The organism is Myxococcus sp. SDU36 (assembly GCF_030168875.1).
GTDB classification, from domain to species: domain Bacteria; phylum Myxococcota; class Myxococcia; order Myxococcales; family Myxococcaceae; genus Myxococcus; species Myxococcus vastator.
The window spans coordinates 1,344,594-1,369,079 of sequence record NZ_CP077414.1 but is presented as its reverse complement, the minus strand read 5'-3'; the positions used below and the strand labels follow the sequence as shown (position 1 = coordinate 1,369,079).

At 69.3% G+C, this 24,486-nt stretch carries 22 protein-coding genes; 9 read left to right on the top strand and 13 right to left on the bottom strand.

Annotated features, from left to right (window positions below):
• Nucleotides 1–62 precede the first annotated feature (62 nt).
• The 4 genes from KGD87_RS05655 (at nucleotide 63) to KGD87_RS05640 (ending at nucleotide 7,518) form a co-directional block, all read left to right on the top strand.
• Nucleotides 63–1,760, top strand: a complete 1,698-nt coding sequence (locus KGD87_RS05655) for an ATP-binding response regulator (RefSeq protein WP_284666496.1) — start codon at nucleotides 63–65, stop codon at nucleotides 1,758–1,760.
• Between the two features lie 75 nt (nucleotides 1,761–1,835).
• Nucleotides 1,836–3,557 (top strand): arginine--tRNA ligase, encoded by a 1,722-nt coding sequence (argS, locus tag KGD87_RS05650; protein ID WP_284666495.1) that lies wholly within the window; start codon nucleotides 1,836–1,838, stop codon nucleotides 3,555–3,557.
• Between the two features lie 12 nt (nucleotides 3,558–3,569).
• Nucleotides 3,570–6,125 (top strand): 1-acyl-sn-glycerol-3-phosphate acyltransferase, encoded by a 2,556-nt coding sequence (locus KGD87_RS05645; RefSeq protein ID WP_284666494.1) that lies wholly within the window; start codon nucleotides 3,570–3,572, stop codon nucleotides 6,123–6,125.
• A 199-nt stretch (nucleotides 6,126–6,324) separates the two neighbouring features.
• Nucleotides 6,325–7,518: a type II CAAX endopeptidase family protein gene (locus tag KGD87_RS05640; RefSeq protein WP_284666493.1), complete on the top strand. Its 1,194-nt coding sequence runs from the start codon at nucleotides 6,325–6,327 to the stop codon at nucleotides 7,516–7,518.
• 16 nt (nucleotides 7,519–7,534) lie between these two features.
• Here the strand turns inward: KGD87_RS05640 and KGD87_RS05635 are convergent, their stop codons facing one another.
• The 3 genes from KGD87_RS05635 to sglT form a co-directional block, all read right to left on the bottom strand.
• Nucleotides 7,535–7,750: a DUF5818 domain-containing protein gene (locus tag KGD87_RS05635; protein ID WP_284666492.1), complete on the bottom strand. Its 216-nt coding sequence runs from the start codon at nucleotides 7,748–7,750 to the stop codon at nucleotides 7,535–7,537.
• Nucleotides 7,747–9,540 carry a S8 family serine peptidase gene (locus tag KGD87_RS05630; RefSeq protein WP_284666491.1) on the bottom strand — a complete coding sequence of 598 codons (1,794 nt, stop codon included), beginning with the start codon at nucleotides 9,538–9,540 and terminating at the stop codon, nucleotides 7,747–7,749. The genes KGD87_RS05635 and KGD87_RS05630 overlap by 4 nt, the downstream gene beginning before the upstream one ends.
• Before the next feature lie 162 nt (nucleotides 9,541–9,702).
• The gene (gene sglT, locus KGD87_RS05625; RefSeq protein ID WP_284666490.1) at nucleotides 9,703–10,335 is read right to left on the bottom strand and encodes a type IV pili motility protein SglT; all 633 of its coding nucleotides are present in this window, start codon (nucleotides 10,333–10,335) and stop codon (nucleotides 9,703–9,705) included.
• A gap of 160 nt (nucleotides 10,336–10,495) precedes the next feature.
• On the opposite strand from sglT, the gene KGD87_RS05620 reads away from it, so the two are divergent.
• On the top strand, nucleotides 10,496–11,446 hold the full coding sequence (locus KGD87_RS05620) for a hypothetical protein (protein WP_284666489.1): 951 nt from the start codon (nucleotides 10,496–10,498) through the stop codon (nucleotides 11,444–11,446).
• Between the two features lie 88 nt (nucleotides 11,447–11,534).
• Here KGD87_RS05620 and KGD87_RS05615 read toward each other — a convergent pair whose 3' ends face one another.
• Genes KGD87_RS05615 through KGD87_RS05605 form a run of 3 tightly spaced genes read right to left on the bottom strand, consistent with a single transcriptional unit; the run spans nucleotide 11,535 to nucleotide 14,693 of the window.
• Nucleotides 11,535–12,731: a class I SAM-dependent rRNA methyltransferase gene (locus tag KGD87_RS05615; protein WP_284666488.1), complete on the bottom strand. Its 1,197-nt coding sequence runs from the start codon at nucleotides 12,729–12,731 to the stop codon at nucleotides 11,535–11,537.
• 4 nt (nucleotides 12,732–12,735) lie between these two features.
• The gene (locus KGD87_RS05610; protein WP_284666487.1) at nucleotides 12,736–13,554 is read right to left on the bottom strand and encodes an HAD-IIB family hydrolase; all 819 of its coding nucleotides are present in this window, start codon (nucleotides 13,552–13,554) and stop codon (nucleotides 12,736–12,738) included.
• Complete coding sequence (locus KGD87_RS05605; protein WP_284666486.1) at nucleotides 13,554–14,693, bottom strand: hypothetical protein; 1,140 nt, start codon at nucleotides 14,691–14,693, stop codon at nucleotides 13,554–13,556. The genes KGD87_RS05610 and KGD87_RS05605 overlap by 1 nt, the downstream gene beginning before the upstream one ends.
• Nucleotides 14,694–14,745: 52 nt before the next feature.
• Here KGD87_RS05605 and KGD87_RS05600 point away from each other — a divergent pair, with 52 nt between their 5' ends.
• The 4 genes from KGD87_RS05600 (at nucleotide 14,746) to KGD87_RS05585 (ending at nucleotide 17,234) form a co-directional block, all read left to right on the top strand.
• A complete protein-coding gene (locus tag KGD87_RS05600; protein ID WP_284666485.1) occupies nucleotides 14,746–15,717 on the top strand; it encodes a magnesium transporter CorA family protein in 972 nt (323 codons plus the stop codon).
• A 22-nt stretch (nucleotides 15,718–15,739) separates the two neighbouring features.
• Nucleotides 15,740–16,537, top strand: a complete 798-nt coding sequence (locus tag KGD87_RS05595; RefSeq protein ID WP_284666484.1) for an alpha/beta fold hydrolase — start codon at nucleotides 15,740–15,742, stop codon at nucleotides 16,535–16,537.
• Nucleotides 16,538–16,622: 85 nt separating this feature from the next.
• Nucleotides 16,623–16,865 (top strand): carboxymuconolactone decarboxylase family protein, encoded by a 243-nt coding sequence (locus KGD87_RS05590; RefSeq protein ID WP_240358618.1) that lies wholly within the window; start codon nucleotides 16,623–16,625, stop codon nucleotides 16,863–16,865.
• A gap of 48 nt (nucleotides 16,866–16,913) precedes the next feature.
• On the top strand, nucleotides 16,914–17,234 hold the full coding sequence (locus KGD87_RS05585; RefSeq protein WP_284666483.1) for a carboxymuconolactone decarboxylase family protein: 321 nt from the start codon (nucleotides 16,914–16,916) through the stop codon (nucleotides 17,232–17,234).
• 17 nt (nucleotides 17,235–17,251) lie between these two features.
• Here KGD87_RS05585 and KGD87_RS05580 read toward each other — a convergent pair whose 3' ends face one another.
• The 7 genes from KGD87_RS05580 to KGD87_RS05550 all read right to left on the bottom strand — a co-directional run bounded on the left by KGD87_RS05580 (nucleotide 17,252) and on the right by KGD87_RS05550 (nucleotide 24,356).
• The gene (locus KGD87_RS05580) at nucleotides 17,252–18,421 is read right to left on the bottom strand and encodes an ARPP-2 domain-containing protein (protein WP_284666482.1); all 1,170 of its coding nucleotides are present in this window, start codon (nucleotides 18,419–18,421) and stop codon (nucleotides 17,252–17,254) included.
• Complete coding sequence (locus KGD87_RS05575) at nucleotides 18,418–19,917, bottom strand: hypothetical protein (RefSeq protein ID WP_284666481.1); 1,500 nt, start codon at nucleotides 19,915–19,917, stop codon at nucleotides 18,418–18,420. The genes KGD87_RS05580 and KGD87_RS05575 overlap by 4 nt, the downstream gene beginning before the upstream one ends.
• A gap of 185 nt (nucleotides 19,918–20,102) precedes the next feature.
• Entirely contained in the window at nucleotides 20,103–20,480 is a 378-nt protein-coding gene (locus KGD87_RS05570; protein WP_284666480.1) for a hypothetical protein, read from the bottom strand.
• Nucleotides 20,481–20,516: 36 nt separating this feature from the next.
• Nucleotides 20,517–21,521 carry a dipeptidase gene (locus tag KGD87_RS05565; RefSeq protein WP_284666479.1) on the bottom strand — a complete coding sequence of 335 codons (1,005 nt, stop codon included), beginning with the start codon at nucleotides 21,519–21,521 and terminating at the stop codon, nucleotides 20,517–20,519.
• 99 nt (nucleotides 21,522–21,620) lie between these two features.
• Nucleotides 21,621–22,754: a serine/threonine-protein kinase gene (locus KGD87_RS05560; RefSeq protein WP_284666478.1), complete on the bottom strand. Its 1,134-nt coding sequence runs from the start codon at nucleotides 22,752–22,754 to the stop codon at nucleotides 21,621–21,623.
• 212 nt (nucleotides 22,755–22,966) lie between these two features.
• Complete coding sequence (locus KGD87_RS05555) at nucleotides 22,967–23,566, bottom strand: hypothetical protein (RefSeq protein ID WP_284666477.1); 600 nt, start codon at nucleotides 23,564–23,566, stop codon at nucleotides 22,967–22,969.
• Between the two features lie 244 nt (nucleotides 23,567–23,810).
• Nucleotides 23,811–24,356 (bottom strand): hypothetical protein, encoded by a 546-nt coding sequence (locus tag KGD87_RS05550; protein WP_284666476.1) that lies wholly within the window; start codon nucleotides 24,354–24,356, stop codon nucleotides 23,811–23,813.
• Between the last annotated feature and the right edge of the window lie 130 nt (nucleotides 24,357–24,486).

Genomic DNA, 24,486 nt, shown 5'->3' with positions numbered 1-24,486 from the left:
CGGAAGGCCTCGGAGGACAGAGGCCGTTCACATGCGCGCGGAACTTGAGCAAGGATTCACCCGTGCGCTCAAAGAAGAAGGGGACGCTGGCGGAAGTCGTACCACTGCGTCCGGTTGCGAAGGCGGCCAAGAAGACTCCGAAGCGGCCCGCGAAGCCGCTCCCCTCGGTGGATGCGGATGTGGCTCACCGCGCCCTGCTGGAGATGTCGCGGCACCTGACGGACAACGCGGGGCCCACCGAAGCGCTCCGCTCCCACCTGCAGACCCTCCACACGCTCCTCAAGCCGAAGGTCTGCTACGTGGCGCGCTACTTCCCTTCCCGGGAGCAGCTCCACGTCGAGCACGTGCGAGGCCGCTACGACGACCGCGTCACCGCCGCCGTCCCCGGTGAGGGCGTGGTGGGCCGGGCCTTCTCCCAGAAGGCGCTGCTGCGGGATGGGGACATCATCGCGGTACCGCTCGAGGGCCCGCAGGGCGTCGGTGGCGTGCTGGTGGTGCTGGGCTCCCGGCGCGAGCCGTCCGACATGCTGTTGCAGTCACTGGCCGCGCAGCTCACCGCCGCCTACGAGGTGGCGCGCCTGCGTGACGACAGCGCCCGCCGCAACAAGGACCTGCAGACGGCCATCGCCGGCCTCAAGAGCCTGGAGCAGAACCGCGAGGAGCTGCTGGGCAACGTTTCGCATGACTTGAAGAACCCGCTCACCACCATCAAGTCCTACCTGGCGATGATGGGCCGCGAGAAGCTGGGGCCCCTCACGGATGCCCAGCGCCGCGCGGTGCAGATCTGCGACCGGAACTCGGACCGGATGCTGCGCATGGTGAATGACTTGCTGCTCATGTCCCGGCTCCAGTCCGGGAAGATGCAGCTCAATCAACGTCCCTTCGGACTCAAGGCAGTGGCGGAGGAAGTGGTGCGCTCGCTGGGGGCGCTCGCGGAGCACTGCAAGGTGCGCGTGTTGATTCCCCCCTGCCCCGAGGTGTTCGTCCGCGGCGACCGCGAGCGCATCGCCGAGGCCATCCACAACCTCGTGGAGAACGGCATCCACCACAGCGAGGCGGACGACTCCGTCGAGGTGCGCGTCTCCGCCGAGGACGGCCTGGCGATGTTGACCGTGAAGGACAGCGGTCCGGGCATGTCCAGCGAGGCCCTGGAGCACGTCTTCGATGCCTTCTACCGCGCCACCCCGGGCATGCCCCGGCCGCCCGGTGCGGGGCTCGGGCTGCCCCTGGTGGGGAAGATTGTCGCCCTCCACGGCGGACGCATGGAGAGCGCCAGCGTCCTGGGTGAAGGCAGCACTTTCCAGATGGTGCTCCCCATGTTCGCCGGCGCCGTCAGCGCGCCGGAGATGGCCCAGGCCGCGCCCAAGTCCGGCGGCATCCTGCTGGTGGAGGACGACGCCGACTGCCGCGAGGTGTTGCAGCAGGTGCTGGAGCAGGAAGGCTACCGGGTGATGGCCACCTCGGGCGCCTCCGAGGCACGGTCCATTCTCTCCCACATCCGGCCGGCCATGGTCCTGCTCGACCTGCGGCTGAGCGAGGAGGACGGGCAGTCGGTGCTCCGCTACATCCGCGGCAACGAGTCGCTGGCGGACATCGTCGTGTACATCATCTCTGGAGCAACCGAGGTGGCGTCGCTCACCTCGGGCCAGGGGCTGGAGCGCATCGACGGCTTCTTCGAAAAGCCTCTCAACCTGCCCAAGCTGCTGGACACCGTCTCCGCGGTGGTCCGGCCCAGTCGGCGAGCCCCCGCCGTGCCTTGAGTGGGGGATTCGCCGTGGGCGCGAACAAGAGGTGGGCGGAAGCCACCTCGGTTTGTCTAGTATCCCCGCGGTCCCATGAGCACATCCGTCTACTCCCGCTATCGCGCCGCCTTCGCCCAGGCTCTTGCCACTGCCCTGGGCGTGCCGGCCGCCGACATCGAAGCCCAGGTCAAGCCCGCCGAGCCGGCGCACGGCGACCTCAGCTTCGCCACCTTTCCTCTCGCCAAGGCCCAGAAGAAGGCCCCGCCCGCCATCGCCGCCGGGCTGGCGCAGTCGCTCAGCGTCCCCGGGCTGGAAATCAAGGCCGTGGGTCCGTACGTCAACGCGCGCTTCACCGCCCTGCCCTTCACGGCGGAGGTCATCGACGCCGCGCGCGGCGCGGGCATTCGCTACGGCGGTGACGAGGACGCGGGCCGCGGCAAGACGGTGGCCATCGACTACTCGTCGCCGAACATCGCCAAGCCCATTGGCTTCCACCACATCCGCACGACGTTCCTCGGCCACTGCATCGCCAACATCTACCGGGCGCTGGGCTGGCGGGTGGAGGGCATCAACTACCTGGGCGACTGGGGCAAGCAGTTCGGCCTGGTGGCCGTGGGCTTCCAGGAGTACGGCGACCCGGCCCGCATCGACGACATGGGCCACCTGGTGGAGGTGTACGTCAAGGCCAACAAGCGCGCCGAGGCCGAGCCCGAGTTCGACGAGAAGGCCCGCGCCTTCTTCCGCCGCATGGAGGCCGGTGACGCCGAGGCCCTCAAGCTCTGGAACCAGTTCCGCGAGACGAGCATCAAGGGCTTCAAGAAGATCTACGCGCGGATGGGCATCGCGTTCGAGCACATCGAGGGAGAGAGCCGCTACCAGGGGAAGATGGACGCGGTCATCGACCAGATTGCGAAGAAGCCCGGCGTGAAGGAGTCGCAGGGCGCGCTCATCGTCGACCTGCCCTACGCGGAGAACGAGCCGCCCATCCTGCTGAAGAAGAACGACGGCAGCACGCTGTACGCCACGCGTGACCTGGCCGCCGCGCAGGACAGGTACGAGCGCTTCCAGTTCGACAAGTCGCTCTACGTCGTCGCGCAGGACCAGGCGCTTCACTTCCGGCAGGTGTTCCGCACGCTGAAGGAAATGGACCTGCCCTGGGCGGACCGCGCCGTCCACATCGCGTTCGGCCGCATCCACGGCATGAGCACGCGCAAGGGCCAGGTGGTCCAGCTCAACGACGTGCTGGACGAGGCGCGCGAGCGCGTCTCCGTCAAGGTGCGGGAGAACGTGGAGGCCGGCCGCATCCAGACGGACGACGCGGACGCCCTCTCCGAGCAGATCGCCCTGGGCGCCATCGCCTTTGGAGACCTCAAGCACAAGCGCGCCAGCGACTACACCTTCGACTGGGACGAGGTGCTCAGCTTCGAGGGCCACACCGGCCCCTATCTCCAGTACGCCCACGCGCGCGCCGTCAACGTGCTGCGCAAGGGCGGCGGCGCTCCGGCCAGCTACGACGCGGCCCTGCTGACGCTCCCCGAGGAGCAGGCCCTGGTGCGCGAAATCATGCGCCTGCCCGAGGTGGTGCGCGACGCGGCGGAGCAGTACGAGCCCAGCCTCGTGGCGCGGCTGCTGCTCGACGTGGCCTCGGCGCTCAGCCGCTACTACACGCTGGGCAACCAGGAGCGCGACAAGCGCATCAACGTCGAAGGCAATGACGCACTGCGTGCTGCGCGACTCGCCCTCATCGACGCCGCCCGGGTTACGCTGGCCGCGGGGCTGACGCTGCTGGGCATTCCCACGCCCGACAACATGTAGCCGGGAGCATTCTTGGAGACCGCGCTGTCACCGACTGCGAATCAGGGAGCGTCCTCACTGAAGGACGAGTTCGGCCCCATGGGCCGGGCGCTGGGAACGCGCTACCTGGAGAGCGTGCACTTCCCGCCGGAAGCGGAAACAGAGCTCCGGAACCTGCACGCGAAGGGCTTCGTGGTGCACGTCATGCGCACCACCGCATGGGTGAACTTCCTCTACCTGACGTGGGCCATGGTGCGCCGGGCGCTGCCGCCCGTGCGCGCCGTGGTGAACCTGCGGCCGTGGTTCACCAAACCGTGGCGCCAGGCGAAGCAGGGCGGTGACTTCACGCAGCGCTTCGAGCACGCCCGGCAGACGGGGGGCAGCGGCCTGGTCTTCCTGCGCCGCACCGCCCTGCTCCGGCCGTCCGGGAAGGAGACGCGCGAGGACCCCTTCCCCGCCCTGGTGGCCATGGCCCGCCAGTCCGACACGCCGGTGTACCTGGTGCCGGAGCTGTTCGTCTGGGAGAAGCGCCCCGCGCGCCTGAAGCCCAACTGGGTGGACGTGGTGTTCGGCAGCCCGGAGGCACCGGGCTTCCTGCACTCGATGCTGGCCTTCTTCCGCAACTACAAGCGCGCGCAGTTCCGCGTGGGCGAGCCCATCGACCTGCAGCGCTTCGTCGCGGAGAACCCTCGCGACTCGGATGACCTGCTTGCCCGCAAGGTGCGCAGCAGCCTCCACGTCCACCTCGCGCGCGAAACGCGGGCCGTGTTCGGTCCACCGGTGAAGCCCGCCTCACGCGTCATCGACGAGACGCTGCGCGACAGGGCCCTGCGCAAGGTGGTGGAGGAGTGCGCGGCGGAATCCGGGCGCAAGCCAGAGAGCGTCCTGCGCGAGGCGCGCCGCAACCTGGAGGCCATCGTCGCCAAGCCCAGCCCCACCGCGCTGGCCTTCACCTCCCCCGTGCTGGAGTGGGTGTTCAACCGCATCTACGACGGCATGCACGTGGACGAGGCCGGCCTCCACCGCGCGCTCAAGGCCGCGAGCCACGCGCCCATCGTCCTGTGCCCCAGCCACAAGAGCCACGTCGACTACCTGGTGATGAGCTGGGTGCTGTGGAACCGGGGCTACGCGGTGCCCCTGGTGGCCGCCGGCGCCAACCTCTCCTTCTGGCCCCTGGGCACCTTCTTCCGCCGCTGCGGCGCGTTCTTCCTCCGGCGCTCCTTCAAGGGCGACAAGGTCTACGCCGCGTCCTTCAAGGCCTACGTGCGCAAGCTGGTGCACGACGGCATCCACCAGGAGTTCTTCCCGGAAGGCGGCCGTTCGCGCACGGGCAAGCTGTTGCTGCCCAAGCTGGGCATGTTCACCTGGCAGGTGGAGTCCGTGCTGGAGGGCGCGCGCGATGACCTCATCTTCGTGCCGGTGGCCATCGACTACGAGAAGGTCGTCGAGTCCGGCAGCTACTCGAAGGAGCTCGCCGGCGGCGAGAAGAAGCCCGAGGACCTCAAGGCGCTGTTGAGCACGCCCAAGGTGCTGGCGGCGCGGTACGGCCGCATCCACCTGGGGTTCGACGAGCCCATCTCCCTGCGTGCGTTCATGCAGGCGCGTGGCATCAACCCGGACGAGCCGGTGTCAGACGAGCAGAAGAAGGGGCTCGTCCGCGCGCTGGGCAACCGGGTGATGTACGGCATCAGCAAGGTGTCCACGGTGACGCCGCACGCGCTGGTCAGCACCGCCCTGCTCTCGCACCGCCGCCGCGGCCTGACGCAGCGGGAGATGGCGGACCGCATCAACATCCTGCGCCGCATCGCCGTGGAGGAGGGCTCGCCGCAGTCGGTGGAGATGCGCAACGCCCCCAGCAACCCGGAGACGATGGGCCCCATCCAGGACGCCATGCGCACGTTCATCTCCGACGAGATGGTGCGCACCCAGGAGGCGCGCGGCGAGGTCATCTACCAGGTGGAGGACGCACGCCGCCCGGAGCTGTCCTTCTACAAGAACACGCTGATGAACCTGGTGGCCTCCCGGAGCCTCGTGGCCAACGCCATGCTGGCCAGCGGCAGCCCCGCGCCCTTCGACACCGTGAAGGAGCGCGCGCTGTTCCTGTCCCGCCTCTTCAAGGTGGAGTTCATCTACCGGGTGGGCACCACGTTCGACTCCATCTTCGCGGAGACGGTGGAGCGGCTGGAGCGCATGGGCCTGGTGCTCGAGGAGAACGAGACGCTCCGCGTGGCCCCCGAGGCCCACGCGCGTCCGGACCTGGAGTTCCTGGCCGACATGCTGCGCGACTACCTGGAGGCCTACCTGCTGGCGGCCATGACGCTCCAGGACGTGGCCAACGGCACCGTCGAGGACCGGAAGTCCTTCGTGAAGATGGCCCTGGAAACGGGCCGCGCGGAGTACCACGCCGGCCGCCTCACCGCCTCCGAGTCCCTGGCCAAGGTGACGCTGGAGAACGCGGTGGCGTTCCTCGTGGATCAGAAGCTGCTCATCGAGGCCGACAAGAAGCTGACGCTGGGCCCCGCCGCCACCGAGCAGCAGGCCCGCACCCAGCTCGTTGACGACATCCGTGGGTACCTGAAGCGCGGCTGAGCGGCCCGCCAGTCCTCAGGGCTGCGTCGTGAATCCACGCGGACCTCGACCGGCAGCGGGTTTCCTTCCAAGTCCGTGAAGCTGTCACACACCCCAGGACGCCCAGGAGGCGAAAGCCACGCCTCCATGTCCGCCGCGCTGCTCGAGCCAGGATGAAGGACGTCAAGGTTCGGACAGTACAGAAACAGGAGAAAGCCCGTTGGAGAACGCCACCCCCAGCGACGTTGCGCCCCCTCCACCGGGGCCGCCCTCTGGCACCCGCTTCAGCACGAGCCCCAGGTGGCTGGCGGTGGTGAGCGCCGCGCTCGCACTCGGCGCGTTCATCCTCGTGGGCGGCACCGTCCAGCTCGCCAACCCGGCCTTCGGCATCTGGTTCACCGAACTGGTCGTGTTCCTGGGCCTGGGCTGGGTGATGCTGCGCAACGCGGGCTGGCGCCCCGTCCTCTACACGGGGCTGCTGCCAGCGCCGCGAGCGGCCACCCTCTTCGGCTTCCTCCTGGGCGTGGCGAACTTCTTCGCGGTGGTCGTCCCCATCCAGTTCCTGGCCCAGTCGGTGGCGCCGGAGTGGCTGACGCGGATGTTCGACAGCTCGAAGCTGTTCGCGGACCAGACGCCGCTGGAGCTGGCCATCATCCTCCTGGGGGTGTCGGTGGCCGCGCCCGTTTGCGAGGAGTTCTTCTTCCGCGGCATCTTCCAGCGGGGCATCACGCCCTCGGCGCCCGCGCCCACCACCGCGCCCCTGGTCATCTCCGCCGTGGTGTTCAGCGCCTTCCACCTGGACCCGGTGGGCTTCCTGGCTCGCACGGAGCTGGGCCTGCTCTTCGGGTGGCTCTACCTGCGCACCGGCTCGCTGTGGCCCGCCATTGGCGCCCACGCGGCCAACAACCTGGTGTCCTCGGTGCTGTTCCTGTCCGCCAAGGCCCTGGGCGCGGAGGCCTCCGAAGCGACGTCTGAAGCGACGGACCCTCGCCTGGTGTTCGTGCTCGCGGCGGCGGGCTGGGCGGGCATGAGCGTCCTGCTGTCCTACGCGCGGCGGCAGCCCGGCGTCTGGGGCCCCGGCACACGCGCCAGCGACGAGGAGGCCCGGGAGCCCGGCCCCACGCCTTCGCTCGCGCGGCTGATGCTTCCCTGGGTGGTGGGGGCCACGGTGTCACTGGGCCTGCTGGTGGCCGTGGACTCGCGAGGCCTGTCCCTCAACTTCTACGACGCGCAGCACCCGCTGCCGACGCTGGAGTCCACCAAGGCCCCCGCGCTGCATGCGGAGCGCAAGGCGCTGAGCGCGCTGCGCGCCTCGGCGCGCCGAGGGGAGCTGCCCATGGAGGCCTACTACGAGGAGCGGCAGCGGCAGATTCGCGCGCACCGCGTCCAGACCGGGCCAGGGCTGAAGCCCTGACCCGCGGCGCGTCGCTTCAGACGAAGCGGTACGTGCTGACGTGGAAGATGGGGCCCACCATGGCGCTGGTGAGCGTGTTCCCGTCCACGCTGCCTTCGGCTTCGATGCGCTGACCGTCCTTCTTTATCTTCCGGTCTCCGCCAGCGAGCTGGTACGTGGTGCCGTCGTCGCCCTCCAGCACCCAGACGCCCGTTTCGATGTCACGGAAGACGACGCGACCGGTGAGCTTCACGCGTCCTCCTGCTGGAGCATCGCGCGGGCGATGACGAGACAGATGAGGGTGTTGAAGCCCAGCCAGGGCTTGGCGAGGAACGCGAAGGGCAGCCACGCCAGCGCCGGCGCCCCGGCCCAGGCCGTGTAGGCCAGGAAGCCCGCGAAGCCGAGCGCCAGACCGCCCATGGCCGACCGCAGCCCACGCCACTTGATGGCCGGCAGCGACAGGAGCAGCGGGATGAGCGCGCTGTAGAACAGCGGGTTCACCGTCCGGCCCCGGCCGAAGATGATGCGCTCCCAGTCCGGGAGAGGCAGCGACGCCACCTGCACCACGTCCCCCGCGGCGCCCTCAGCGCCCCCGAACCAGCCACGCAGGAAGAAGGCGCCCACCGTGGACAGCAACAGGGTGAGGAGGAAGGCGGGCCGCACCAGCACGTTGAGGTAGCCCGGCCGCGCCCGGCCGCGCAGCGTCAGCAGCACGAACGCCAGCAGCGCCAGCGCCCAGTACAGCGGCGGCCACTGCGCCGAGCCCCCGCCGCGCAGCGACGCGAGCGACGCCTCCGCGTTGAGCAGGCCGTGGCCGTACTGCTCGCTCCACGCCTGGTCCGCCGACTTCTTCGCGCCCGCGTAGAGAGCCTGCTCCACCTCGTCCGGCCCCTTGGCGCCGGCCGCATACAGCATCGCCGACACCGCCGCGACGTGCGGCGTGGCCATGCTCGTGCCCTGGTAGGACGCGTAGACGAAGCGCGAGACGTCGCGCGGGTCCAGCGTGTTCTGGAGGATGCCCCCCTGGTCGCCCCGGCGCTTGTCGCCACCCGGCGCGGCGATGTCCAGCTCCTTGCCGTAGGAAGAGTATGGAGCCAGCACGCCGTCCGGCCCCACGGCCGACACCGCCACCGCGCCCGGGTAGGCCGCGGGGAACTCCACCGTCGCACGCCCGCCGTTGCCGGCCGCGGCCACCACGGTGACGCCCTTCTTGCGCGCGTACTCCACCGCGCTGGCCATCACCTGCGAGTACGCCCCGCCGCCAAGGGACAGGTTGATGACGTTGGCGCCCTTGTCCGCCGCGAAGCGGATGGCGTCCGCGATGTCCGCCGTGTTCCCGCCACCGAAGTGGTTGAGCACCTTGACGGGCATCAGCGTCGCGTCGAAGGCCACGCCCGCCACGCCTTCGCCATTGTTGGTGGCCTGGGCGATGGTGCCCGCCACGTGCGTGCCGTGCCCATGGTCGTCGTTGGCGTGCTCGTCGTCGTTGACGAAGTCGAAGCCCTTCACGAACTTCACGCCCTTGAGGTCCGGCGCCTGCTTGAAGTCGCCGTGGTCCTCGTACGCGATGCCGGTGTCCAGCACCGCCACCACCACGCCCTTGCCCCGGTTGCGCTCCCAGGCCTTGGGCATGTCGATCATCCGCAGGTTCCACTGCTGCGTGAAGTGCGGGTCGTTCGGCGTGAAGCTGGCGCGGACCTCCATCAGTGGCTCGGCGGCCTCCACGGCCGGGTGCTGGCGGATGCGCTCGAGCACCCCGTCCACGTCGTCCACGCCGACCGCCACCGTGAGCGCCTCGTCGGCGCTCTCCACGGAGTTGAGCTCCAGGTCGACGCCCCAGTCGCTCTCCCAGGCGTCGAACTCCGCCTTCGTCGTGCCGTCCTTGAAGTCCACGACGATGGCGCCCGCCACCACGTCCCGGGCATCGAGCGTTCGCAGATTCGCGGGGGGAGGCGTGTCCTGCTCACGAGAAGCGGGCGCACAGGCGGCCGTCAGCGTCAGGGCCAGCGCCGCGCCACCCAGGGTCCATCGCACCTTCCGCATCAGGCCACTCCTTGAGAAACGAAACACGCGTCTGGAAGACCCCTACGAACGAACGTCGCGACGATTGGGTCTGCACCGACAGTCTGGATGTCCTCTCTCCCTGCGTGCAAGGGCGGCAAGGAGGAGAAACGTGAAGAAGTACAATGGTTTGCGCTACATCGGTCATCCGCCGGAGAGCCGCCGCAGCCAGGCCGCGACGGCCCGACCGACCTGAGGAAGGTTCCGCTGGAAGGTGGGACCGGCATCGTCGATGACCTCTAAGTCGCCCCCCGTCCGAGCGACAGCGGCGGAGATGGCGGCCCGGGGCAACCGGGTGTCCTCCTCGCCCTGTACCACCAGGAGTGGGCACGTCACCCGGGAGAGGACTTCCGGCGCCACCAGGGCCGGGGCCACCAGACACAGGCCTCCCACGGCGGGGTGCTTCGCCTGAAGCGCCAGCGCCACCTGAGCGCCCCCGTGGAGCGACGCCACCGCCAGCGCGTGGGTCCCCGCGTTCTCCAGGAGCATCCGCATGGCGGCCTCCGCGTCCGCCAGCAGCTCCAGGTCCCGGCCCCGCTTGCCCTGGCTGGCCCCCACACCCCGGTGGTTGAAGCGCAGCGTCGGAAAGCCCGCGTTCGCCACCGCCCAGACCAGCTCCGCCGCGATGACGTGGTCCATCCCGCCCCCCTCGTCCGGCCGGGGCGGAATCACGAGCAGCGGCGGCGCCCGGTTCCCCCGGTGCGCGGTGCCCTCCATGACCTCCGACCCCACCGGCACCAGCGTCGCGCGCTCGAGGAACTGACCTTTCTGGACCATGCCCCACCTTAACCCCTGCCCCCTCGCGCGGCCGCCCACACGCGCCGTCCGACAAAAACCCACACACGATTCCACGCAAAATCTCCGCCAGAAGGAAACTTCCAGGTGGATTCGAGGACAATGCGGAAACACCCCCAGACTCCGCAGGAGCCCCCACCTCATGAGCACCATCCAGCGCGGACGGAACAGCATCGCGCAGACCTCCCGCAGCACCGCCGACCGTGTTCGTGGAAGTGGCGCACCTGCCACCAACACCGTGCAGCCTCCCGTGACGGGTGGCGCCGCTCAGCGCGGCGTCGTGGTGGATGGCTTTGACAGCCGCTCCGCGCAGACGCGCGCCGTGGGTGGCGTCTTCACCGCGCCCGCGGGCTCCAAGGACAAGGTGTTCGACGGCAAGCTGGTGGGCGCCGGCGGCCAGACGTTCGAGCCGAACACGCCGCTCAACCAGGTGCCCGCCTTCGTTCCGGCGAACAACCCGAACGCCACGGCGACGGTCGTCTACGTCAACGGCATCAGCACCAACAAGGACGGCCAGGCGCGCGAGCTGCAGGCCCTGGCGAACAGCACCGGCATGCGCGCCATCGGCGTGCACAACGCCACGTCCGGAATGATCGCCGACGTCATCCAGGCCGCGAAGGACAAGCTGAACAAGGGCAAGAACCCCGCGGTCGACTCGCTGTCGGACATCGTCTACTCCGAGCTGAAGGCGGGCCGTGACATCCACCTGATGGGCTACAGCCACGGCGGCCTCATCACCTCGCGCGCGCTGAAGGATGTCGGCAACCGGCTGCGCATCGAAGATGGGATGTCCAAGGCGCAGGTGGAGCAGCTGCTCAGCCGCGTCAACGTGGAGACCTTCGGCGCGGCGGCGGCCACCTACCCGGACGGCCCCAACTACGTGCACTACGTCAACAACAAGGACGCCGTGCCCGTCATCTTCGGCCAGGGCAGCAAGGGTTGGACGCCGGGCGACCTGTTCCGCGACGCTGGCAAGGGCGCGCAGGTCCACCACTTCTCCGAGGGCGGCATGTTCAGCGGCGCCCACTCGCTGACGGAGACGTACCTGAACCACCGCGCCCCGTTCGACGAGGCCCGCGCCGGCAACTTCTGAGCCGCCCTCCCCTCACGGGGAAACAGCAGAGGCCACGAGGCTCATCGCCTCGTGGCCTCTTGCATTTCAGCCCTGGAGCGCGGGCGCGCTACACGGACTGCAGCACGTAGAACTTGAGGTACTTCCCCTCCGGGAACTGCAGGCGCACCGGGTGGTCCGGCGGCTGGTAGCGCTCCTCGACAAGCGCCAGGTCCACGCCCGCCTTGAAGCCCGCCTCGCGCACCGCGCCCATGAAGTCATCCGGAGTCACTCGCGCCGAGCACGACGCCGTCGCCAGCAGCCCACCTGGCCGGAGGATGGCCAGCGCCTGCCGGTTGAGGGACGCGTACCCGTCAATGGCCGCCTGCACCGCGCGCTGAGTCTTCGCGAAGGCGGGCGGGTCCAGGATGATGAGGTCGAAGGTGCGGCCCTCTTCCTTGAAGGACTGGATGATCTTGAAGACGTCCGCCGCCAGGAAGTCGTGCTTCTCCGCGGCGAGGCCGTTGCGCGTGAAGTTCTCCCGAGCCAGGGCGATGGCGTCCGGGTCCTGATCCACGGAGAACACGCTGTTGGCCCCGCCCAGCGCCGCGTTGACGGAGAAGCCGCCGCTGAAGCTGAAACAGTTGAGCACGTCGCGGCCCTTGCCCAGCCGCCGGATGAGGTAGCGGTTCTCCCGCTGGTCCAGGAAGAAGCCCGTCTTCTGCCCCTTCCAGGCGTCCACCAGGAAGGTGGCCCCGCGCTCGCGGATGGGAATCAGCTCCGGGGCCTCGTGGCCGTAGAGCATCTTCCCGGAGCCGCGGCCCTCGTCCTCGTCGACGTCGTCGCGGCCCACCTCGTCACGGCCGATGATGCCCTTGAGCCCAGGCACGCCGGCCTTGAGCGCCTCGATGAGGAGCGGCCGGTACGGCGTGAGGCCCGCGGAGTACAGCTTCATCACCGCCCAGCCCGCGTACAGGTCCACCACCACGCCCGGCAGGCCGTCGCCCTCGCCATGAATCAGGCGGTAGCTGTCCGTGTCGGTGAGGTCGATGAGCGCCGTGCGCTCGGACAGGGCCTGGCGCACCCGCCGGGTGATGAAGCCCGCGTCCACGGTGTCACGCGGGTCGCGCGTGAGCACGCGCACGGCGATGGCCGAGTGCGGGTCGTAGTACCCGCGTGCCACGAACTTCCCGTTCTCCGTCAGGTCCACCACGCTGCCGGCCGGAATCCTCGGCACGTGCTCCAGCGCCTTGCGGAACACCCACGGGTGCCCCGCGCGCAGGTGGCGCCCCAGCCCGCGCGCCAGCTCCAGCTTCACGACATTCACGGTGTCACTCCTCACGGGCCGCGCCGCGGCCCCTCCGGGCCAGGATGGCGCGAGCCAGTTCCTCGAAGCCCCGCCCCTCGGGCGCCCGGGTGATGAAAGCAGGTGGCGCCGCAATGCGGTCCAGGACGGCCCGCACGTTGGCCACGCCCACGCCCAGTCCAAAGGCGGCGAACATCGGGGCGTCGTTGAAAGAATCCCCCGCGTATACATAACGGCCGTCACGCGGGTCCAGCCGTTCGCCCCACGCCGCCCGCGCGAAGCGCCGCGTGGCGCTCAGCTTGTCGAAGCGGCCCAGCCAGCAGTTGATGTGGACCGACGAGCGCACGGCCGTCACGCCTCGCGCCACCAGCAGGGACTCGATGCGGTCCGCCCCCGCGGCCCCCAGGCGGGCCTCCTCGTTGTAGTCCACCGCCAGGTCCACTTCCGTGTACGCGCTGTCCATCGACAGCCGCGCGCCAGGCACCTGCTTGAAGACCCGGGCCACCTCGGACTGGAGTCGCCGCCGGTTGGCCACCCGCTCCGCCGGCGCCTCCGCGTAGACCTTCCGCAGCCGGCCGTGCGCGCCCTTCAGGAAGAACAGGCCGCCGTTCTCCACGATGACGCCATCCACGGGGAGCTGCCGCGCCCAGGCCTCTCCCCAGCCCGCCGGGCGGCCGCTCACCAGCACCACGCGCAGGCCCGCGGACGACAGGCGCTCCAGCGCCCGCACCGTGCCCGAGCGCAGCTTGTGGCCCGTGGTCAACGTGCCATCCACGTCGGAGAAGACGCCCTCCACGCGGGACAGGTCGGCCTCGCGAAGCGGGCGCGGGAATCGCGCCTTCATCACATCACGTCCAGGCCGGCGAGCAGACCTTGGAAGGTGACGATGGTGGAGCGCAGCTCGTCGGGCGGGAGCTGGCCCACCTGGAGCTTGCGCGCCTTGCGCAGGAAGGCGTCCAGCTCCGTCGCACGGCCGTAGAGGGACTGGCCGCTGCCGGCCGCCTCGGCCAGGGCCCGGGCCGCGCCCGCGGGGTCCGAGCCCACCAGCGACATGGCGCGCTCCAGCCGGACGCCGCACGACGCCCACACCTCGCGGTCATGGATGATGAGCAACTGGCGCTGGTTCACCGCGGACAGGCCTTGGACGAAGGTGTCCAGGGCCTCCACCACCGTCACCAGCTCCGCGCGGGAGGGGTTCGGGAGGATGGACAGGCGGCCGACCTCGGCGCGCATCTCCACGACGTGCCGCTTGTCCTGCGCGCGCAGGTTCCGGTACGCGGCCGTGCGCCCGAAGGCGTCCAGCTCCGTCTGGAGCTGCTGGGCATTCCACTGCACGTCCTGCGCCTCCGCATCGCGGACCTTCTTCAGGCGCGCGGCGAGGATGCGGCCCAGGTCGGCGGTGATGGCGCGGACCGTCACCGCGGCCTTCACCTCCGCCGCGTAGCCCGGCACCACCTGGGCCCGCGTCACCTCGCCCAGGAGGCTCGCCGACTCGAACACCAGGTTGCTCATCTGCTCGCGGAACCGGGCGCGGACGCGCTGGATTTCCGCCAGCAGCGTCCACCGGTCGCTCACCACCGACGGGTTGCGCATGGCCTCGCCCAGTTGGGTGATGCCCTGGGCAATCTGGCTCATCGCCTCCTGGAGGATGCCGACGGGGGCCTGCGGGCTCGCGCCACCCGGGGACTGCACGGGGAACTCTTCCCGGATGACGTTGAGCAGGCCGTTGACGTCCATCACCGTGTCGCGAATGACTGGCGCCATCTCTTCCCAGAGGGAGAGGTCCGGCGAGGAGTCCACGACGGGCGCCTCGTACCGCACCAGGTCGAGGTCGCTCAGCCGGGAGATGGCGTGCGCGGTGGCGACGTACACCTTGCGCAGGCGGCCGGCGAACGCCGGATCCGGATGGGACTGGAGGATTTCTTCGAGTCTCGCGGACAGCGAGGCCTGGGGGTTCTCAGCGGCTTCAGACACGGGTGTCACACTCTAGCGCTCGACTTCCGCGCGGGGGAGTTCTAGCACTCGCCTGCGGGCCATGCCGCTGGCTTGGGAGCGCTACGGGATGATTCAGGTCTGTCTTGTGAAGGACGGTCAACTTCTCACCGGTGGTGAAGAGCTGCTGGGCGAGGAGGGCCGGAAGTGGATCGACGTCCTTCATCCGACCGAGGAGGTGTTGGCCCGGCTGGCCGCGCGGTTCGGGTTGCACAAGCTGGCCGTGGAGGACTGCCTCCACCTGGACCAGCGGCCCAAGCTGGAGGAATACCCCAACCACCAGTTCGTCGTCCTCCAGGGATTCACCGTCACGGGCAAGGACATCTGCGAGCTGACGTTGCACGAGCACCACTACTTCCTGGCGAAGGACTGGCTCATCAGCGTCCACGAGCTCCCCTTCGCCGGCCACGACACCGTGTTGCGCCGCGTGAAGGACGACCCGCAGGCGACGCTCATCCGAGGGACGGACTTCGTCTTCTACATGCTCGCGGACACGCTGGTGGACGCGCAGTTCCCCATCCTCGACGCGTTCAGTGACGAGCTCGAGGACCTGGAGGACGCCATCTTCGAGAAGCCGGAGAAGTCCCACCTGCAACGCATCTTCGCCCTGAAGCGGATGCTGGTGACGCTCCGGCGGGTACTGTCGCCCCAGCGCGACGTGGTGGGCCTCTTGTCCCGGCGAGGCATCCCCCATGTCCACGAGAAGACGACGCTCTACTTCCGTGACGTGTACGACCATCTGGTGCGGCTGTACGAACAGATTGACGCCGGGCGCGACATCATCGGCAACGTGATTGATGGCTACCTGTCCATGGTGGCGAACAAGACGAACGACATCTCCAAGCAGCTCACCATCTTCGCCACCATCTTCCTGCCGCTGTCCTGCATCGTCGGCTTCTTCGGCCAGAACTTCGACCGGCTCTACACGAACGGCGCCTGGTACTTGATGTGGGCGTCGATTCTGGGGCTGCCGGTGGGGATGATCTTCTGGTTCAAGCACAAAGAGTGGCTCTGACATTTCCGCGAGGAGAGGAAACATGCTGACCGTCACCGTGGATGGCGTCCCCCTGCACTACCGGGACGAAGGCAAGGGCCTGCCCGTGCTGCTGCTGCATGCGTTTCCGCTCAACGGCAGCGCGTTCGACAAGCAGGTGAAGGCGCTGTCGGGGCGCTACCGCTTCATCGTCCCGGACATCCGGGGCTTCGGTGAGAGCGCGCTGGGCGACGGCCCCACGGAGATGTCCCGCATCGCGCGTGACGTGCTGGCGCTGCTGGACGCGCTGAAGCTGGACACCGTGGTGGTGGGCGGCGTGTCCATGGGAGGCTACGCCGCCATGGCCCTGCTGCGCGAGGACGCGGGCCGCGTCAGCGGGCTGGTGTTGATGGACACGCAGGCCACCGCGGACGACGCGGAGGGCAAGGCGCGGCGAGAGGCCTCGGCGACGCAGGCCTTGGAGGCCGGCGTGGAGCCCATCATCCAGGCCATGCTCCCCAAGCTGGTGGCCGCGGGACCGGACTCACCGGTGGCCCAGGAAGTGGCCGCACTGATGCGCGCGGCCTCCCCCGCGAGCGTCGCGGCCGCGCTGCGCGGCATGGCCCTGCGCCCGGACAGCAAGGACATGCTGGCGCGGTACGCGGGCCCGGCACTGGTCGTGGTGGGCGAGCACGACGCGCTCACCCCGCCAGCCAAGGCGAAGGAAATCGCCGGACTGATTGCCGGAGCGAAGCTGGAGGTCATTCCGGAGGCGGGGCACCTGGCCAACCAGGAACAGCCCGAGCGGGTGAACGCCGTGCTGGAGGCCTTCCTGACGTCGCTTCAGGGGCCCAGCGCCTGAGTGAAGGCTGGTGGCTCGCCGTGCCCCGTGCGAGCATGCGGGCCGGACGTTCCAGCCCGTTTCCGCCGAGGGTGCCGTGGACCGCATGCATTTGAAGGACGTCGAGGACCGCGACGCCGATGGCCACTACGGCCGGCTGATTCGCATGGCCCGCGAGGTGGGCTCGCCCGTTCCGCAAATCTGGCACCTGTTCGCCTACAAGCCTCGGCTGGGTGAGGCCCTGTCCCGCTTCACCCATGAAGTCATGCGGGGCCCTTCCCCGCTGTCGCCCGGACTGAGAGAGCTGATTGCCGCGTACACCTCGCGCGGCAACCAATGCTTGTTTTGAACGGGCTCTCACGCCGCGGTCGCGGCGGAACTGCTGGGTAGTCCCGACATGGTGAAGGCGGTCCTGGAGGACGTGGCGACAGCCCCCATCTCCGAGGCCGAGAAGGCCCTCTTTGTCTTCGTGGACACCCTCAACCACCGCGCGGCGCAGGTGGGACGGGAAGACATCGCGCGCTTGAAGGACGCCGGGTGGACGGACGAAGCCGTCTTCGACACCGTGACGGTGTGCGCGCTCTTCAACTTCTACAATCGCTGGATTGACGGAACCGGCGTCCAGGACATGCCCGCGGAGATGTATCAGCGCAGCGGGCAGCGGATGGCCGCCGCAGGATATGCGCCGCCGCCACCACCAGCGAAGCCCGAGGAGTAACGCCGCCGCGTGAGGGCTCAGCGGCGATGCTTCCGCTGGGCGGCTTCGAGGACGGAGTCCTTGAGCAGATAGCCGAATCCGGCGTTTCTCAGGCGGAGGGCCAGGTCGCTGGCCGTGGTGCGCAGGCGCTCCGCCGTGACCTCCAGATGCCAGTCGCACAGGGCAAGCTGCGACAAGAGGTAGGCCCGGCGCGTCTGGGCCGCCGACAGGCGATATGTCTTGAGGTACTCCAGGGTGCCGTCCGGACCGACGATGGCCTCGCCGATGTGGTTCTCCTCCGCCGGGTCCAGCGAGCTATGGAAGCGCTGGAGGAGAAAACCACCCGCCTTGTAGACACGGGTGGACGTCATGTTGGCGCCGAAGAGGCTCCCGGCCATGAACCCGTGGAAGTCGGCCCAGTCCTGGCGCATCCGGTGCACCTCGTTGCGCAAGGCCTCCAAGCTGGACACCCGCGCGTCATCCAGGGTCAGCCCCCATTCGGGCGCGTCCCCCAGGAATCCGTACTGGAGCAGCAGGTCGCCGTAGAAGTCCTCCACCAAGGTCCTGTGGAGCGCGCGGTAGTCGTCCGGGTGCGCGACGACGAAGGCCGACAACAACACGTCCGCGTTGAACAGCAGCAGGCCCACCTGCCGCGGATGGATTTCGAAGGTGCGCAGCGCCCCATCCAACATCGGCGAAGCCCACCCGGGGACCGAACCCTCGATGCGAGGGTTCAGGCCTCGCGCGAGGCCCTCGCGTGAATACTCGGCCCAGGCAATCTCCGGCCCGCCGAACTGCAAGGACAGGAAGCCCTCCATCGCCAGATGCAACGGGAGCAGCCGCAGCTGGCGGCGGTCCTCACGGTGCACCATCCGGTGCAGCAGCCGGATGGAGAAGGGGCCGGCCTTCAGGCGCTTCCCGTCCACGGCTTGCAACTGCGTTCCATAGACAGCTTCCGCCTGGCGGTTTCCCCACGTCATGACCAGGCCGTGAGGGACATACGAGATGTACTTGAGGCCAGGCTCCTTCAGCCCACCCTTCACCGAGACGACCGCGGCCACTTCGTCGTACGTCCGCAAGGACATGCGGAGGTCGCCACGCACCTCGTCCCTCAAGACGGGCACCAACCGGATGCCACCCCAGACTTGCGAGGGCGCCAACCGCAGGCCCGCGGGCTCCAGCCGTTGAATGAGCCGTACGTCCGTCATGATTCGGCCTCCTCCGCCAGCGGCGCATCCTGACGGCGCCCCTCGTCGTGGCCCTGCCGCCCCCCGGCGTCCCGCTGCAACATCGCGCCCACGCGCGACGCGAGGTAGGCCTCCAGCTCGGAGAGCGACGCCGCCCCCTCCGCGAAGCGCGCGAAGCCCAGCACCGTGGGCACATCCTCCGCGTCCCGGACGCCCACCGTGGGCACGGCCGCACCGAAGGAACGGGGGGCATACCCCTCTGAGTCGAACACCGGATTGATGTGGACCAGCGCCGTGCGGTGCTTGGGGTCGAGCTTCGAGCGGAACACGCGCGTCAGCTCGGCCACCGCCCTGGGCGGGTCATTGTCATAGCCATCGGAGACGATGACCACCAGGTCGGCGCCCCAGGCCAACGCTTCCAGCAGCGGCGTGGCGATGTCCGTCTGCCCTCGTGCACTGACGAGCAGCGGCTCCTCCACCGGGCACGTCCACCACGCGCGGTACTCCCGTGCGGCAGCGGACAGCAGGTAGTGCGTGGCCAGCGCCACACCCAGAGGACGACGACGCTTCTCCAGCGACCCGGACGACGAATAGCTGTTGTCCAGAATCGCGGCCACCCGCTGCAACGGCGACGGGGCCCGGCGCAGAACGCGGGCCGCGGCCTGCTCCAGCGCGGCGTGCAGCTCCGCGTGGCGCTCCCGGCGAACCTCCGGCGACAGGGCCAGGACATACAGCGCCAGCTTCGTCAGGGAGGCCCGCCCCAGGTCCACCGGGGGAGGCGTCCCGCGCCCGCGCGCCGCGGACTCCTGCAGGCGCAGGCGCTCCGCCGCCGTGAGGCGCGGCTCGATGCGCTGGAGGAACACCTCGCGGGAGATGCCGTGCTTCACCGCCAGGCCCTCCGCCACCGTGTAAGGCAGCTCGTAGAGGGCCTCCTGGGTGTAGTGCGCGCGGCGAAAGGTCTCAAGCAAGGGCTGGGTGAAGGAGCGCTTCTTCCAGCCGCGGAAGAGGAACGGCCCCAGCTCCCCCTCCAGCTTCAGGTGCCCGTGGGACACGGCGGCGCGCAGCTTGGAGCGGTACTTCACCGCGTCAAAGGCCAGGTTGGCGCGACCGTGCACGTAGTCCCGGGCAATGGCGCGCGCCCGGCGGTTGTTGATGCGCCGGCCGCGCAGGGACTCCAGGACACGGAAGGCCCGCTGGGGCGGCAGGGCGCGCAGCGCGGCGGCGATGAGCGCGCCCTCCTCCGCCTTGTCCCGGGCATCCGCCGGGCTGCCACTGGCGAGCAGGTTGAGGATGATCTGCGCCTGATTGAAGTGGTTGATGCCCGCGGCGAGCGTCCGCGCGTAGAGCCGGCGGTAGTTGCCCAGGATGTACTGGTGCAGGAACTCGATGGAGACGGACTGGCCACGCGCGTCGCCGTAGAACTCCCGCTGCCCCGTGCAGGAGAAGCAGGCGTTGACGAACATCACCAGGTCTTCGCGGGCGACCTGCTCGCCGCGGACTTCCGCCAGTGCGGCCATCGTGTGCACGTCCTCCCCGGGCACCCGGGCTTGGGAAAGGAAGCGCCGCTCGGGGAAGAGTGAAACGACCGCGGGTCAGGCTCCAAAGGCTTGAATCGGAAGTCGCATCGGAGTCCCGCGAGCGGCGCTCCGAGCCTACCACACGATTCGAGGCGAGTGGCCTGACACCCCGCTCAGCACCCACCTCAGGGCTGGCACGTCACCTGGCTGTTCTCCACGGTGCAGGCGGAGCAGGTGGCCGTCTCCGTCAACACGCCCTGACGGCATTCCAATACGGCCTGGCCGTCCGCGCGGCACAGCCCCGTGCCCTCGGCGCTGGAGGCGCAGGCGTCCCCCGCGACGTTGTTGGACGTATCACACCGCACGGACTCCGACGTCTCACGGCAGCCCAGCGGGCCCCGGCAGGGCAACTCATGCCAGGCGCCACCCCGGCACTCCAGCGCCAGCACCCGCTCCTGACAGACGAAGCCGCCCCCGTCGCAGTCGCCTCCCGCGCTCGGGCCACAACCAGCGAGGAGCAGAGAGCCAACCAACGGGACGAGTGCGAGAAGTGAGCGGTTCATGGGCATCAGCCAATATTTCGAGCGTCCCGGCGCCGGTCAACCACCCAGTGTCTCCTGGAAGAAACGGCGGAAGTTTCCACCCATGACGCGTTCCACCCAGGACGGTGGATGGCGGCGCAGCAGCGCCTCGGTGAGCAAAGGCAACCCGGTGACATCCTTCATGCCACGGGGAAGCGGCACCATGCCGTCGTAGTCGGAGCCCAGCCCCACCCCGCCCTCCCCCATGACGTCCACGGCGTGCTCGATGTGCCGGACCACGTCATCCACGGTGTCACCGCCCAGATAGACGGGGGCGAAGATGATGCCCACCACCCCGCCCCGGTCCGCGATGAAGCGCAGGGCTTCGTCGGAGAGGTTGCGCCAGCCGCCGCCCGCCGCGCGAACGCCCGTGTGCGAGCAGAAGAACCGGACCGAGGGGTGGGTGAAGAGGTCCTTGAGGGTGGACTCCGAGGCATGCGCCACATCCACGCTCATGCCCAGCCGGGCCATCTCCTCCATGACCTCCTGCCCCAGCGGCGTCAGGCCCAGGTTGCCCATCATCGGAAAGGAAGAGCCTCCCAGGTCGTTGTTGGACAGGTGGGTGAGGCCCATGAAGCGCACCCCACGCTGGTGGAGCTCCGCAAGGCGCGCCACCTGGCCTTCAATGGCGTGCCCCCCTTCCACGCCCAGCACCGCGGACAGCCGCCCCTGGGCGAGGTTGTCCTCCAACATGGCGCCAGTGGTGGTGATGCGGGCGGCGTCCCCTGAGCGCTCACAGAAGGACGCCATCTGCTCAATCTGCCAGAGCGCCCGGGTCCACTCGCTTGCCCGGGCGTCCCGGGGCCACCCGCGCCACGCGGCGAACACGGGGAAGCCTCCGATGAAGGGAAAGCCCCGGGTGACGATGGTGAAGCACTGCAGCTTCACCCCCGCCTCCCGCAGGCGGGGGAAGTCCACGTGGCCCTCTTCAGAACGTGCACACAGGTCGCGGTTCCACATGAGGGAATCCGCATGGCCGTCCGCGATGCACCACCGCTGGTGGAACTCTTTCACGTCACCCATGCGCGCAAGTCTGCCCACCCGCGTGCGCGAAACAAGCACCACCCGCGTCCCAGTGCCCACACACAGGCCCTGCCCCGGGGACCGTGCCCCCGCCGCCCCTCAAGGCCCCGACCCGGACGTCGACCGCGGAGGGGCCTCCGGACGCACGGAGTCCTCCCAGCGCAGCACCTCCGCCGTCTGCCGGCGGCAGCGGGCGTCGCGGCGGACCTGGGTGGCCTCCCGCACGGCTTCGTTCGGGCCGTAGGCGTACCCCTGACCGGCCAACACGGCGCGCAGGGCGTCCGCCAGCTCCTGCCCGGACTGGAAGCGCTCCGAGGGCTCCCGACGCAAGAGCCGGCCGAGGATGGCCCGCATGGCCGGGGACAGTCCCTGGGTGGCGCGCTCCACATGCGCCGGGGCCAGGCACGCCATGCGCGCGGCCATCAAGGGCGCGGGCAGCCAGCTGGGCACCTCCGCCAGCAGCACCTCCGCGTCAGGCAGCGGCCCCGCGGCAAGCGCGGCCCGCTCCACGTCCTCCAAGTCCAACAGGTGCAGGCCGGTGAGCACCTCCAGCAGCACCACCCCCAGGGAGAACAGGTCCGCGCGGCCGTCCAGCGGCTTTCGCTCCAGCGCTTCCGGTGAGGCGTAGGCCAGGTCTCCCCGGACGACCTGGGTCTCCGTGACGAGGCGCCCCGGCAGCTTCGCCCAGGCCATGGCGAAGTCAGACAGCTTCACGTGGCCCCGCGCGTCCAGACGCAGGCTCCGCGGCGACACGTCCCGGTGGACGATGCCCAACGGACGGCCCCGTGCGTCTTCCAGCGTATGGGCATGATGCAGCGCATCCGCCACTTCCGCGCCCACATAGGCGGCGAACGCCTCCGAGAAGGGGCGGCGCCGCAGGGCCGCGTAGCTGATGAGCGTCTCCAGGGACTTTCCGTCCACGTGCTCCATGACGAGGTGGGGCAGTCCTTCATGCACCCGCACCAGGAACACCTGCACGATGGCCGGGTGGCTGAGCCGCATCAGCAGCTTGACCTCTTCCCGCAGACGCGCGCGGCCCTGCGCGTCTTCGACATCCTGCAAGCGCTTGATGAGCACGAGATCGCCGGGGACGCCCGCATAGTGCCGCCGGGCGAGCAGCAGCTCTCCGGAGCCCCGTGCCCCGAGGTAGCGGATCAACTCATAAGCCGTGGCCCCGGTGGTGAAGAGGATGAAGGGCTTGGAAGCGGGTGGCTCTGGGGGGTGAGTGGACATCTCGGGTGATGCCTCCTGGGCAGGAAGTCCTCCCCTGGGTTGGGAAGGCGTGAGAAAACCTCACGCATCCCTCCTACCACCCACGTCCGACACACCCTTCCAACCTCCCAGCACGGATTCAGGGAAAAAAAGGAAACGGCCCCCGCCGAAGCGGAGGCCGTCTCTGAGCGGTCCGTGAGTCAACGTGCCGCCCGGTGCGCTCGATGCGTTGACTACTTCTTCTTCTGCACCGGCTGCGTCACGGTCAGCTCGCGAACCACCATGTCCTCGCCGTCCTGCACATACGAGGCGCGGACCTGGGCCCCCTCCTCGATGTCATCCAGCTTCAGCGGCTGGTTGTTGTGCAGGATGCGCGTCTGGTCGTTCGTCTTCAGCTCGAGCTGCTTGTTGTTGCTGGTATCGACCACGGTCAGCTCATCGCCGCCGGTGGAGAGCACGCGGCCGCTGACGCTGCTCGCGGCAGCACCCGCCACGCCGGAGCCACCCAGGGCCAGGTCGTCATTCAGGTCCGCCCGGCGTTCAGCCTCGGCCTCGGCCAGGTCCTCGCGCTCCTCCTGTACGTCCTGCCGCGCGCTGGCGACCTCTTCCGCGGCCTCACGCTGTGTCCCAGCGATGTCCTCCTGGGCCTCCGTTTGCGTGCTGGCGATGTCCTCCCGCGCGTCCTGACGGATCTCCGCCGTCTCCTGCTGGGCCTCCATCCGAGCCTCGGCGACGTCCTGGCGCTGCGACTCGACGTTGTCGCGCTTGCTGCAGCCAGTGACGACCAGCGACATACCCGCAACCGCAGTGACCGCCATCATGAGCTTGCGCATTTGTTCCTGCTCCTTTCACGTGGAAATGGGAGAAGGTTTCCCCCTCACTCACTTGCGGCCGAGAGAGCGTTTCCCCCGGCGTTGGGCAGAAAATGGGTGCTCCCCCCGCCCTTGAACAGGGGTTGTCCGGATTACACGGAGGCCTTAGGGGCACGCAGCGGACCACGGGCCGCCTGGCCGCCTGCCTGCCCTACCAGGGAACAAGGGAGGAGAATGGAGATACCGGGCACAGCCGCGCGACCGGCTAAGGGCCGCCGTCCACGCCACCGTCACCGAGCAGCGCTTCGGTGCCAGCGTCAGCGCACAGCGGCGCGCCCTCCCGCGCCCACCGCGCGATGCGCTCGCGCTCCTGTGCCGTCGGCATGGGCACCGGACTCCCCGGAGGTGGCATGTCCTGGAACACGTAGGCTCGCGCCTGGATTCGCGCCGCCATCGCCTGCGCGCCTGGGACGCCTCCATCCTCGGGCGCGAAGTAGTCCAGGCGGAATGACGTCACCCTGCTGCTGCTCGTATCGGCGCCGTGGCACGAGCCCACGCAGCTCGCCGCCATGATGGGCTGGATGTCTTCGCACCACGTGGGCACGGGCCCCGCGTCCCCGCCGTCCGGGGCCCCCGGCAGTCCCAGCACTTCACAGGTGCGCCCCTCCCCTGGCCTCGCCGCGACACAGACGTACGGCGGTGGGCAATCCTGTGCGTCCTCGCACGTCTGGCCCGTGAAGTCGGTGACGTCCAGCGTGCACGCCATGGCCACGCAGACGAAGAAGGATGCGCTCGCGAGAAGTCTCTTCATGGGGCGTGTGGCATGCCCCCCGAGTATACCGGTGACGGCTGCGGGCGCTCGGGCCGGCGAGCGCGTTGACAGCGCGGAGTCACCCTTGTAGTGCGTGCCCAGGTCCCCGTCGTCGCAAGGAGCCGTGAGG